Source organism: Streptomyces sp. NPDC050842 (assembly GCF_044456565.1).
In the GTDB taxonomy this organism is placed as follows: domain Bacteria; phylum Actinomycetota; class Actinomycetes; order Streptomycetales; family Streptomycetaceae; genus Streptomyces.
Genome location: NZ_JBITGA010000003.1, coordinates 714977 through 727035, shown reverse-complemented (window position 1 = coordinate 727035; position 12059 = coordinate 714977). Strand labels below are relative to the sequence as shown.

General features: G+C 69.4%; 11 protein-coding genes. 4 read left to right on the top strand and 7 right to left on the bottom strand.

Annotated elements, in window-relative coordinates:
- Positions 1–76 precede the first annotated feature (76 nt).
- From ACIBG6_RS12435 to ACIBG6_RS12415, 5 genes are all read right to left on the bottom strand, one after another.
- On the bottom strand, positions 77–1225 hold the full coding sequence (locus ACIBG6_RS12435; RefSeq protein ID WP_399222533.1) for a DUF475 domain-containing protein: 1149 nt from the start codon (positions 1223–1225) through the stop codon (positions 77–79).
- A 29-nt stretch (positions 1226–1254) separates the two neighbouring features.
- The gene (locus ACIBG6_RS12430) at positions 1255–1830 is read right to left on the bottom strand and encodes a TerD family protein (protein ID WP_399222532.1); all 576 of its coding nucleotides are present in this window, start codon (positions 1828–1830) and stop codon (positions 1255–1257) included.
- Between the two features lie 83 nt (positions 1831–1913).
- Positions 1914–2489, bottom strand: coding sequence for a TerD family protein (locus tag ACIBG6_RS12425; protein WP_317594642.1), 576 nt, complete (start codon positions 2487–2489; stop codon positions 1914–1916).
- A gap of 137 nt (positions 2490–2626) precedes the next feature.
- Positions 2627–3085 carry a peroxiredoxin gene (locus tag ACIBG6_RS12420; RefSeq protein ID WP_399222530.1) on the bottom strand — a complete coding sequence of 153 codons (459 nt, stop codon included), beginning with the start codon at positions 3083–3085 and terminating at the stop codon, positions 2627–2629.
- Between the two features lie 124 nt (positions 3086–3209).
- Positions 3210–3632, bottom strand: coding sequence for a DUF3052 domain-containing protein (locus ACIBG6_RS12415; protein ID WP_329623697.1), 423 nt, complete (start codon positions 3630–3632; stop codon positions 3210–3212).
- 438 nt (positions 3633–4070) lie between these two features.
- On the opposite strand from ACIBG6_RS12415, the gene aceE reads away from it, so the two are divergent.
- A complete protein-coding gene (aceE, locus tag ACIBG6_RS12410; protein WP_399222529.1) occupies positions 4071–6803 on the top strand; it encodes a pyruvate dehydrogenase (acetyl-transferring), homodimeric type in 2733 nt (910 codons plus the stop codon).
- Positions 6804–6897: 94 nt separating this feature from the next.
- Positions 6898–7722 (top strand): potassium channel family protein, encoded by an 825-nt coding sequence (locus ACIBG6_RS12405; RefSeq protein ID WP_399222528.1) that lies wholly within the window; start codon positions 6898–6900, stop codon positions 7720–7722.
- On the opposite strand, the gene ACIBG6_RS12400 is transcribed toward ACIBG6_RS12405, so the two are convergent.
- Together ACIBG6_RS12400 and ACIBG6_RS12395 are read right to left on the bottom strand one after the other, a co-directional pair.
- Positions 7703–8101: a peptidase inhibitor family I36 protein gene (locus ACIBG6_RS12400; protein WP_329623694.1), complete on the bottom strand. Its 399-nt coding sequence runs from the start codon at positions 8099–8101 to the stop codon at positions 7703–7705. The genes ACIBG6_RS12405 and ACIBG6_RS12400 overlap by 20 nt on opposite strands.
- A 141-nt stretch (positions 8102–8242) precedes the next feature.
- On the bottom strand, positions 8243–9736 hold the full coding sequence (locus ACIBG6_RS12395; protein ID WP_399222696.1) for an MFS transporter: 1494 nt from the start codon (positions 9734–9736) through the stop codon (positions 8243–8245).
- Positions 9737–10033: 297 nt separating this feature from the next.
- On the opposite strand from ACIBG6_RS12395, the gene ACIBG6_RS12390 reads away from it, so the two are divergent.
- Complete coding sequence (locus ACIBG6_RS12390) at positions 10034–10720, top strand: TetR family transcriptional regulator (RefSeq protein WP_399222527.1); 687 nt, start codon at positions 10034–10036, stop codon at positions 10718–10720.
- A gap of 75 nt (positions 10721–10795) precedes the next feature.
- Positions 10796–12010: an alpha/beta hydrolase gene (locus tag ACIBG6_RS12385; protein WP_399222526.1), complete on the top strand. Its 1215-nt coding sequence runs from the start codon at positions 10796–10798 to the stop codon at positions 12008–12010.
- Positions 12011–12059: the final 49 nt, after the last annotated feature.

The following is a 12059-nucleotide window of genomic DNA, read 5'->3' as shown; positions in this document are numbered from 1 at the left end:
TCACCGCGCACATGCCTGCGGGGCGGCCGGGTGCACCGACCGCCCCGCAGTGAAGCGTTCCTCGTTGACGAGGGTGTCACACCCCGGAGGAGACCTCTGTCTTGTCTCCCGCGCCGCCCGAGCCGCCCTCGGCCGCCGCGAGGGCATTGTTGCGCCGGACGGAGGACCAGAAGGACCAGGCGATGAGGGCGACACCGATGCCGCCGGTGACGATCTCGGGGATCTCGTAGCGGATGGAGACCATGAGGATCACGGCCAGGGCGCCGATCGCGTAGTGGGCGCCGTGCTCCAGGTAGACGTAGTCGTCGAGGGTGCCCTGACGGACCAGGTAGACCGTCAGCGAACGGACGTACATGGCACCGACGCCGAGGCCGAGCGCCATCAGGACGATGTCGTTGGTGATGGCGAAGGCGCCGATGACACCGTCGAACGAGAAGGAGGCGTCGAGGACCTCCAGGTAGAGGAACATGAAGAAGGCGGCCTTGCCGGCCAGCTGGACCGCGGAGACCTTCTTGCCGGTGCGCTTGGCCTCTTCCTCGGCCTCGTGCTCGCGCTCCTCTTCCTCCTCCAGCTTGTTCTCGAAGTAGCTGGAGAGACCGCCGACGACGAGGTACGTGATGAGACCGAAGACGCCCGAGAGCAGGACGGTCGACGCCGCGTCGATGTGCGTACCGCCGTGCTGGTGGGCCTGGGTCGCGAAGGTCATGGCGCTGATCGCCAGGACGATGAGGGCGATGCAGACCGACAGCATGTCGATCTTGCCGAGCTTGGCCAGCGGGCGCTCCAGCCAGCCGAGCCACTTGATGTCACGGTCCTCGAAAATGAAGTCGAGGAAGATCATCAGCAGGAACATGCCGCCGAAGGCCGCGATCGACGGGTGGGCGTCGGTCACGAGCTGCTCGTAGCGCTCGGCGTCGTTGAGAGCGAGATCGACGGCCTCGATGGGGCCGATCTTGGCGCTGATCGCGACGATCACGACGGGGAAGACCAGTCGCATGCCGAACACGGCGATGAGCACACCGATGGTGAGGAAGATCTTCTGCCAGAAGGCATTCATCTTCTTCAGGATTCCGGCGTTGACCACCGCGTTGTCGAAGGACAGCGAGATCTCGAGGACGCAGAGGATCGCGACGATCCCGAATGCCTCCCACCCCCCGTAGAGCACCGCTGCGACCAGACCGAGCGCAGTGATCGCGAACGACCAGCCGAAGGTTTTCAGAACCACTGTCTACCCCATCGTGAAATTACATGGCTTTACGAAACGTTGACCCCGAAGTCTAGAGCGATGCCCCGGAGCCCGGACGCGTACCCCTGACCGACGGCTCTGAACTTCCATTCGCCGTTGTAGCGGTAGAGCTCGCCGAAGATCATCGCGGTCTCGCTCGAGGCGTCCTCGGAGAGGTCGTAGCGGGCGAGTTCCTGACCGTCGAGCTGGTTCACGACGCGAATGAAGGCGTTGTTGACCTGGCCGAAGCTCTGCCCGCGGTTGTCGGCGTCATGGATCGAGACCGGGAAGACGATCTTGTCGCAGTGGGCCGGGACCTGGGTGAGGTCCACGATGAGGGACTCGTCGTCCCCGTCACCCTCGCCCGTGAGGTTGTCGCCGGTGTGTTCGACGGAGCCCTCGGGGCTGCGGAGCTGGTTGTAGAAGACGAAGTACTCGTCCCCCAGCACGCGGCCGGCCTGGCACAGCAGGGCGCTGGCGTCGAGATCGAAGGGGGCTCCGGTGGTGGAACGCGCGTCCCAGCCGAGCCCGACGAGGACCTTGGTGAGGTTGGGAGCGGCCTTGGTGAGGGAGACGTTGCCCCCCTTGGCGAGTGTGACACCCATGGTTGTGATTCCTCCCCGGTGGTGATGAGGCACGTCCGGCGCCGCACGGAAGGTGCGGCGCCGGACGGTTGGAACGGTTCGGCTCAGACGTTGACGCCGAAGTCCGCCGCGATACCGCGCAGACCCGAGGCATACCCCTGGCCGACGGCGCGGAACTTCCACTCCGCACCGTGGCGGTACAGCTCGCCGAAGACCATGGCGGTCTCGGTCGAGGCGTCCTCGGAGAGGTCGTAGCGGGCGATCTCGGCGCCACCGGCCTGGTTCACGACGCGGATGAACGCGTTGCGCACCTGGCCGAAGGACTGCTGGCGGTTCTCGGCGTCGTAGATCGAGACCGGGAAGACGATCTTGGTCACGTCGGCCGGCACGGTCGCCAGGCTGACCTTGACCTGCTCGTCGTCGCCCTCGCCCTCGCCGGTGAGGTTGTCACCGGTGTGCTCGACCGAGCCGTCGGCGCTCTTCAGGTTGTTGAAGAAGACGAAGTCCTGGTCGTTGCGGACCTTGCCCTCTTCGCTCACCAGGATGGCGCTGGCGTCGAGGTCGAAGTCCGTACCGGTGGTGGTACGGACGTCCCAGCCCAGACCGACGGTCACGGCGGTGAGGCCAGGGGCCTCCTTGGTCAGCGAGACGTTGCCGCCCTTGCTGAGGCTGACTCCCACGAGTCCCTCCATACGTTTTCAGGGGCAGCGCCCCAGTCGTGCGTTGGCATCGGATCAACGAGTGGATCCTAGTGACGGGTTCCCGGTCGAAACAGTCGATTCGCCCGGTGAATCCGAGGTGTCGGCCCGGGGCCGGCTCAGATGGCGTCGAGCGCCGTGACGTACTCGCCGAGGTCGCGGGCGTCCGGAAGGGCGTTCACGACGGTCCAGCGGACGACGCCCGCCTTGTCGATGATGAAGGTGCCGCGCACCGCGCAGCCCTTCTCCTCGTCGAAGACGCCGTACGCCCGGGAGGCCTCGCCGTGCTTCCAGAAGTCGGAGAGCAGCGGGAAGTCCAGATCCTCCTGGTCGGCGAAGACGCGCAGGGTGTGGATCGAGTCGTTGGAGACGGCGAGGAGCTGGGTGTCGTCGTTGACGAACTTCGGGAGGTTGTCCCGCAGCTCGCGCAGCTCGCCGGTGCAGACGCCGGTGAAGGCGAAGGGGTAGAAGAGCAGCACCACGGTCTTCTCACCGCGGAACTCGGAAAGCCTCACGGTGCGTCCGTGGTTGTCCTTCAGCTCGAATTCCGGGGCCTCGGTGCCGACCTCGATCGCCATCGCCCATGCATCCCTTCGCCGGAGCCCGGCCCAGATCTTGGGCCGAATCGGTGAGGCCCAGCGTACGGCCTGTGCGCGAAAGCCCCCGCCGGCGAACCGGCGGGGGCTTCTCGCTACACGGTGATCAGCGCTTGGGGGCCACCAGACGGGCGCCCGCCCAGTCCTTGGCGACGCTGATGCTCTTGGTCTGGGAGAGACCAGCAGTCTGCGCGGCATCGTTGATATCGCTCGGCTCGATGTAGCCGTCACGGCCGGTCTTCGGCGTCAGCAGCCAGATCACGCCGCCGTCCTCCAGAAGACCGATGGCGTCCACCAGTGCGTCGGTGAGATCGCCGTCCTCGTCGCGGAACCAGATGACGACGGCGTCGGCGACGTCGTCGTACTCCTCGTCCACGAGCTCGGCGCCGATGATGGACTCGATGCCTTCACGGAGATCCTGGTCGACGTCGTCGTCGTAGCCGATCTCCTGGACCACCTGGCCAGGCTCGAACCCCAGCCTCGCTGCCGGGTTGGTCCGCTCCTCCGCGTGGTCCGCGGTCGCGCTCACGGCTTGCCTCCTGCTCATTCGGAAAATGCTGTGGGCCACGCGTATGCGCGCGGCGCTGGCCGTAGTCCACACGTGCCGGGGCTCATCGCGCAAGTACTGGGCCCCGGAGACCGCCGAAACGGTGACGTTTGGGGCCGTCTCGCCCCAACTTCCGGCATGCTCCGACCGCCCTTCGTGATCAGTCCCACATGATTCATCCCGGTTTACGGACTTCTGAGGTTTCAGTCTGCCGAACGCCCGGACGAAACGCATGCGCGAGTTGAGCGTAAGGTTGCGATTTGAACACATCCGAACACGTGGAGGACACCGCGGACACCGCTGGGCACCTCGCAAGGGTTACCCCTCGGTAAATGTGACGTCTGGCGTCGACGGGGTACACGATGGACATCCCGACCACTTCGTGGCCCCGTGGGCACCACCGAACAGCGAAGGAAGAGCGTGGCTCCCGGATCCGATCGCAACCCGATCATCATTGGCGGCCTTCCCAGCCAGGTCCCGGATTTCGACCCGGAAGAGACCCAGGAATGGCTCGACTCCCTCGACGCTGCCGTCGACGAGCGGGGCCGGGAGCGGGCCCGCTACCTCATGCTCCGGCTGATCGAGCGGGCGCGCGAGAGGCGCGTGGCCGTTCCCGAGATGCGCAGCTCGGACTACGTCAACACCATCGCCACCAAGGACGAGCCGTTCTTCCCCGGCAATGAGGAGATCGAGCGCAAGGTCCTCAACGCCACGCGGTGGAACGCGGCCGTGATGGTCTCGCGCGCCCAGCGGCCGGGCATCGGCGTCGGCGGTCATATCGCCACGTTCGCCTCCTCGGCCTCCCTCTACGACGTCGGCTTCAACCACTTCTTCCGCGGCAAGGACGAGGGCGACGGCGGCGACCAGATCTTCTTCCAGGGGCACGCCTCCCCCGGCATCTACGCCCGCGCCTACCTCCTGGACCGGCTGAACGACACCCAGCTCGACGGCTTCCGCCAGGAGAAGTCGAAGTGCCCCGACGGCCTTTCGTCGTACCCGCACCCCCGGCTGATGCCGGACTTCTGGGAGTTCCCGACGGTGTCGATGGGCCTCGGCCCGCTCGGCGCGATCTACCAGGCGCGGATGAACCGTTACATGGAGGCGCGCGGCATCGCCGACACCTCCGCGTCGCACGTCTGGGCGTTCCTCGGCGACGGCGAGATGGACGAGGTCGAGTCGGTCGGCCAGCTGTCCATCGCCGCCCGTGAGGGTCTGGACAACCTCACCTTCGTCGTCAACTGCAACCTCCAGCGGCTCGACGGCCCGGTGCGTGGCAACGGCAAGATCATCCAGGAGCTGGAGTCGATCTTCCGGGGCAACGGCTGGAACGTCATCAAGCTGATCTGGGACCGCTCCTGGGACCCACTGCTCGCGCAGGACCGCGACGGCATCCTGGTCAACAAGTTCAACACCACCCCGGACGGCCAGTTCCAGACGTACGCCACGGAGACCGGCGGCTACATCCGCGACCACTTCTTCGGCGACGACCACCGGCTGCGGGCGATGGTCGACGGCATGTCGGACAAGCAGATCCTGCACCTGGGACGCGGCGGCCACGACCACAAGAAGATCTACGCGGCCTACGCGGCGGCGAAGGCGCACGCGGGCCAGCCGACGGTGATCCTCGCCCAGACCGTCAAGGGCTGGACGCTGGGCCCGAACTTCGAGGGCCGCAACGCGACCCACCAGATGAAGAAGCTGACGGTCGACGACCTCAAGCGCTTCCGCGACCGGCTGCACATCCCGGTGACGGACCGGCAGTTGGAGGACGGCCTGCCGCCGTACTACCACCCGGGCCGGAACTCCGAGGAGATCCAGTACATGCACGACCGGCGCAACGCGCTGGGCGGGTACGTGCCGACCCGTGTCGTGCGGGCGAAGCCGCTGGTCCTCCCCGACGACAAGACCTACGCGGCAGCGAAGAAGGGCTCGGGGCAGCAGTCGATCGCCACCACGATGGCCTTCGTCCGCATCCTGAAGGACCTCATGCGGGACAAGGAGATCGGCAAGCGCTTCGTGCTGATCGCCCCCGACGAGTACCGCACCTTCGGCATGGACGCCTTCTTCCCGAGCGCCAAGATCTACAACCCGCTGGGCCAGCAGTACGAGGCGGTGGACCGTGAACTCCTCCTCGCCTACAAGGAGTCGCCGACCGGTCAGATGCTGCACGACGGCATCTCCGAGGCCGGCTGCACGGCCTCGCTGATCGCCGCGGGCTCGGCGTACGCCACGCACGGCGAACCGCTGATCCCGGTGTACGTCTTCTACTCGATGTTCGGTTTCCAGCGGACCGGCGACCAGTTCTGGCAGATGGCGGACCAGCTGGCGCGCGGCTTCGTGCTCGGCGCCACCGCCGGCCGCACGACGCTGACCGGCGAGGGCCTCCAGCACGCGGACGGCCACTCGCACCTGCTCGCCTCGACCAACCCGGCCTGCGTCGCCTACGACCCGGCCTACGGTTTCGAGATCGCGCACATCGTCAAGGACGGCCTGCGCCGGATGTACGGCCCGGCGGCCGAGGACGTCTTCTACTACCTGACCGTCTACAACGAGCCGATCCAGCACCCGGCCGAGCCGGCTGACGTGGACGTCGAGGGCATCCTCGCCGGCATCCACCGCTTCAAGCCGGCCGAGGCCGGTGTGATCCCGGCGCAGATCATGGCCTCCGGTGTCGCCGTGCCGTGGGCGATCGAGGCGCAGCGGATCCTCGCCGAGGAGTGGAACGTACGGGCCGACGTCTGGTCCGCGACCTCGTGGACCGAGCTGCGCCGCGAGGCCGTGGCCGTCGAGGAGCACAATCTGCTCCACCCCGAAGAGGAGCAGCTCGTCCCGTACGTGACGCGCAAGCTCCAGGGCGCCGAGGGCCCGTTCGTGGCGGTCTCGGACTGGATGCGCGCGGTCCCGGACCAGATCTCCCGCTGGGTCCCGGGCCGGTACACCTCGCTGGGCGCGGACGGCTTCGGCTTCGCGGACACGCGGGGCGCGGCCCGTCGCTACTTCCACATCGACGCCCAGTCGGTCGTGCTCTCGGTGCTGACCGAGCTCGCCCGCGACGGCAAGGTCGACCGGTCGGCCCTGAAGCAGGCCGTGGACCGCTACCAGCTGCTCGACGTCGCGGCCGCCGACCCGGGCGCCGCGGGCGGCGACGCGTGACCCCGTAGCAAGCGGTACGTAGCACGGAGCGCCTGGTGAGGGGCGGTGGGACCGATGGTCTCGCCGCCCTTCGGCGTTCTCTACGATGCCCCGCATGAAGGTTCGCTGGAAGAGCTGGGAAAAGCGCACGCAGACACCCCTGCTGGTGCTGGCCGTGGCTTTCGGCATCGCCTATGCCGTGCCGATCGTGGCTCCCGATGCCGCCCCCTGGGTGCACCGGCTGTGCACCCATGTCGAGTGGGCGGTGTGGGCGGCCTTCGCGCTGGACTACGTGGTGCGGCTCGCCCTCGCCCCGGCCCGCTGGGCCTTCGTCCGCTCCCACCCCCTGGATCTGCTCGCGGTCCTGCTGCCGATGGTGCAGCCGCTGCGGCTGCTGCGGGTCGTCTCCACGCTCCTCCTCGTGGGCCGGCGTGCCCGGATGGCCCCGCAGATAACGCTCACCACCTATGTGGCGGGCGCGGTCGTCGGGCTGATGATGTTCGGCTCGCTGGCCGTGCTGCACGTCGAGCGGGACGCCCCGGACGGCAACATCAAGACGCTCGGGGACGCGGTCTGGTGGTCCTTCACCACGATGACGACGGTCGGTTACGGCGACCACGCCCCGACCACGGGTCTCGGCCGGGTCCTCGCGGTCGGTCTGATGCTGTCGGGCATCGCCCTGCTGGGTGTGGTCACCGCGAACATCGCGGCCTGGTTCATCGCCCGCTTCGACCGGGACGACGCGGTGGAGCGCCGGCAGACCGAGCTGCTTGAGGCGCTGACCCTGGAGGTGCGGGAGCTGCGCGCGGAGGTGGCCCGCCTCTCCCCGCCGGACGGCCCCCGGGCCATCCCCGCGCCCGCGGGCCCCGCCGAGCCCATGGCCCCCGCCGGACCCGTGGCTCCCGCCAGGGCTCCCGCCCCTACCGCTCCCAGAGCTTGAACGCTCTGACCTCGTAGGGCGTCTGCGGCACCCAGGTCCCCCGCCCCGGGTAGGTCTCGAACTCCCCCGCCTCCGCGCACTCCGCCGACTGGTACGTGGTGACCGGCCGGCCCGTGCGGTTCGCGAGGGACTGCGCCGAGGTGCCGGGCGGCAGGGCGACACAGCTGTCGATGTCGGTCGTGGCCAGCTCGTGGCTCTGGACCCGGCCCTTGAAGTCGGGCTTGGGCCAGAGGCAGAGCCGGCCGGGACCGCAGGCTCCGAGGGCGGTCCCGGACGGCGCGGCCGCCGCCGGGGCCGGGGCGACCAGGAGCCCGGTCAGAAGCGCGGTCAGGACGGCCGCGGCCGCCGTGGCGAGCGCGGTCTTCGTATACGAGTACATGCTGATGACCCCCCGTTTCGTCACTCTCTGTAATCACGAGCATGGCGGAGGTCACCCCACGACGGAAGAGGGGCCGCCCCCGTTCACGCGAACGGGTGACGGCCCCCTACGGGAACCCTGACTACGGCAATCCGACGGGCGTCAGATGTGACCGCCCATGCCGCCCGCCTCCGCGTTCTCGCCGCGCTTGGTGAGCATGGCGACGAGGGCCGCGACGACCGCGACGACACCGGCGACGGTGAAGGCCAGGCCCATGCCCTCCAGGAAGGTGTCGTGGATGACCCCGGCGACCTTGTCGAAGAGGTCGGGGGTCATCCCCGGCGCCTGGGCCAGCTCCGGCGGTGCCATGCCGAACCCGGCGGCCTCCTCCAGCTTCGGATCGGCCGGGACGGGGATGCCGGCCTCCTTCCAGTTGCCCGCGAAGGAGTCCGCGACCTTGGAGGACATGACGGCGCCGAGCACCGCCGTACCGAGCGCGCCGCCGACCTGCATGGCGGCCTGCTGCAGACCGCCGGCGACACCGGAGAGCTCCAGCGGGGCGTTGCCGACGATGACCTCGGTGGCGCCGACCATGACCGGGGCGAGGCCCAGGCCGAGCAGCGCGAACCAGAGGGACATCACGAGCGTGCTCGTACCGGCCGAGAGCGTGATCATGCCGAACATCGAGACGGCCGTGCAGACCATGCCGCCGACCAGCGGGACCCGCGGGCCGAACTTGGTGATCAGGGCGCCCGCCAGCGGCGAGGAGACGATCATCATCGCGGTCAGCGGAAGCAGGCGCAGTCCGGCGTCGATCGGGCCGAGCCCCTTCACGCCCTGGAGGTAGAACGTCACGAAGAACAGGCCGCCCATGAAGGCGAAGGCCATCAGGACCATCAGCACCACGCCCGCCGTCAGCGGGACGGAGCGGAACATGGCCAGCGGGATGAGGGGCTCCTTGGCCTTCGTCTGCCAGAAGGCGAAGAAGACGAAGAGCAGGACCGCGGCGACCAGGCAGCCCACGGTGTTGGCGCTCGCCCAGCCCCACTTGGCACCGGCGTTGATGAGGCCCCAGACCAGGGAGCCCATCGCGCCGGAGAGCAGCAGGATGCCGAGGACGTCGAAGGAGCGCGGCGCGTTCTCGGCGCGGTGGTCCTTGAGGATCACCAGGCCGAGCACGAGCGCGAGCACGCCCACCGGGACGTTGATGAAGAAGACGGACTGCCAGCTGACGTGCTCGACGAGGAAGCCGCCGAGGATCGGGCCGCCGGCCGTCGAGGCGCCGATGACCATGCCCCAGATGCCGATGGCCATGTTCAGCTTCTCGGCGGGGAAGGTGGCGCGCAGCAGACCGAGGGCCGCCGGCATGAGGAGGGCGCCGAAGACGCCCTGGAGGACACGGAAGGTGATCACGGCCCCGATCGAGTCGGAGAGGCCGATCGCGCCGGACGCGAGGGCGAAGCCCGCGATGCCGATGAGGAAGGTCTGCCGGTGCCCGAAGCGGTCACCGAGCTTGCCGGCGGTGATCAGGGCGACGGCGAGCGCGAGCAGGTAGCCGTTGGTGATCCACTGGAGCTGGTCCAGCGAGGCGCCGAGGTCGGCCTGGATGGCGGGGTTGGCGATGGCGACGATCGTGCCGTCGAGCGCGACCATCATCACGCCCGCGGCGACGCCGAACAGGGTCAGCCAGGGGTGGCCGCGCAGTCCCTTCGCCGGGCCCGGAACGGGTTCCCGGACGCCCCCTTGACCCTGCGGGGCCTTTTCCACGGTGGTCTGACTAGTCATGCGAACGAGGCTAATGTCAGCGACTGACAATTGACAAAGCGATTCACACGCCGGTAACTGTCACGTAGCTCACAGGTACCCTGACTCGGACGAAACGCCTGAAACGACGTCTGAGACGACACCAGTGACACGAGACCAGTGACACGACGCCAGAAAAGAGGATCCTCGTTGACCGTCCCCGCCCCCGGCCTCCGCGAGCGGAAGAAGCAGCGCACGCGCGACGCGCTGATCCGGGTCGCCCTGGAGCTCTTCACCACCCAGGGGTACGAGCGGACGACCGTCGACGAGATCGTCGATGCCGTCGAGGTCTCCCAGCGGACCTTCTTCCGCTACTTCGCCTCCAAGGAGGAGGTCGCCTTCGCCGTCCAGCACATGGTGGAGACGCTGTTCGTGAGCGCCCTCGGGCAGCGGCCGCCCGGTGAGGGTCCCTTCGACGCGCTGCGGCACGCCGTCCTCAGCGCCTGGGACCAGACGGGCGAGGCGATCGTCGAGGTCGTCCCCGTCGAGCTGTACCTGCGGACCTTCCAGCTGATCGAGTCGACGCCCGCGCTGCTCGCCGTCCACCTGCGCCGCTCGGCGGAGACCGAGGAGACGATCGCCCGGATCATCGCCGAGCGGGAGGGCCTCGACGTGGACGAGGATCCGCGCCCCCGGATCGCGGTGGCGGCGTTCAGTGGGGTGATGCGGGTGACGGGCCAGATGTGGGTCCGGGGGACGGACCAGAGCCTGGAGGCCATCCGGGCCCTCACCGAGCGTTACCTCGACCACCTCGGCCCGGCGCTCGCCCCGCACTGGCGGCCCGGAGCGGCCGGCGACGGAGCCCCGCAGGCCCCGGCGGCCGGCGACGCCCCGTAGGCGTCCCGTACCGCTCCGAAGTACCCGGCGCCAACCTTTGGGCCACCCGTGTGGACCCCCGTAGGGTGGCGGCCCGTGACCCCCGCCGACGCCTCGCCCACCCTCGCCGTGACGCGCACGCTCCTCGCGCTCGCCGTCGTGTTCGTGCTGCTCGCGACCACCGGATGGACCACGCTCACGCACCGGCGCGAGCCCGGGCCGTTCCGCGAGACCGCGCTCGCCGCGTGGGCGCGCGACCGCGTCGGCCATCACCCGCTGCCCGACCCGGCCGCCACCCCGGCCCGCACGGTCGCCGCGTTCTTCGCCCGGCTCGGGCCGGCCGGCGGCCTCCGGCTCGCCGAGCGGCACCCGCTCGTCGTCGGCAACCTCAACGGCGCCCCCGTCGCGCTCCGCTACCGCGCCAACCGGCTCACCCTCGCGCTGGCGCTCGCTGCCGAGCGGGGCAGGCTCGCCGACTCCCGGCTGTCCGCCGAAGGCCGGCACGAGGCGCGGCGCCGGGCCGACCGCTTCGCCTCCCTGATGCGGCCCGGCCGCCAGGTCCTCGCCTTCGACCCGACGGGCAAGGGACGCGCGGCCGAGGTCCTCGGCGACCTGGCGCGGGCCCGGCGGGTCTCGGTGATCGTGCCCGGCGTCGACACGACCCTCCTCACCTTCCAGAAGACCCACGGCCGGTACGCGGCTCCCGCCGGCATGGCCGAGGCGCTGTTCGCCGCCGAGCGGCGGGCCTCCCCCGGCGCGCGGGTCGCCGTCATCGCCTGGGCCGACTACACCGCGCCCGCCGGGGTCGGCGTCGACGCGATGACCGGCCGGCTCGCCGCGAACGGAGCCGTACGCCTCGTGGAGATGACCTCGGCGCTGCCCGGGAACGCCCGGGTGGCGCTCTTCTGCCACAGCTACGGCTCCGTCCTCTGCGGGCTCGCCGCGCCCCGGCTGCCCGCCCGGGTGACGGATCTCGCCGTGGCCGGCAGCCCCGGCATGCGGGTGGAGCGCGCGGCGGACCTCGCCACTCCGGCCCGGGTGTGGGCCATGCGGGACGCGGACGACTGGATCGAGGACGTGCCGCACGTGGAGGTGGGCGGGGTCGGGCACGGCGCGGACCCGGTGGAACCGGAATTCGGCGCGCGGCTGCTCTCGGCTGACGGAGCGGTCGGCCACGGCGGTTATTTCGAGCCGGGGACGGAGAGCCTCGGCAACTTCGCCGCGATAGGCGTCGGTTCGTACCAGGACCTGATCTGCGCACGTGCCGACAGCGCTTGCCACGACGGAATATCCGGCGCGGAAGAGGCCTGACGCGCGTAGATCACGGAATATCCCGACCTTTCACAGGGGCGACGCACGG

Coding starts and splice junctions, on each gene's coding strand:
- ACIBG6_RS12405 (WP_399222528.1), top strand. CDS start 6,898: ATGAAGGTTCGCTGGAAGAGCTGGGAAAAGCGCACGCAGACACCCCTG.
- ACIBG6_RS12430 (WP_399222532.1), bottom strand. CDS start 1,830: ATGGGTGTCACACTCGCCAAGGGGGGCAACGTCTCCCTCACCAAGGCC.
- ACIBG6_RS12420 (WP_399222530.1), bottom strand. CDS start 3,085: ATGGCGATCGAGGTCGGCACCGAGGCCCCGGAATTCGAGCTGAAGGAC.
- ACIBG6_RS12395 (WP_399222696.1), bottom strand. CDS start 9,736: ATGATGGTCGCGCTCGACGGCACGATCGTCGCCATCGCCAACCCCGCC.
- ACIBG6_RS12400 (WP_329623694.1), bottom strand. CDS start 8,101: ATGTACTCGTATACGAAGACCGCGCTCGCCACGGCGGCCGCGGCCGTC.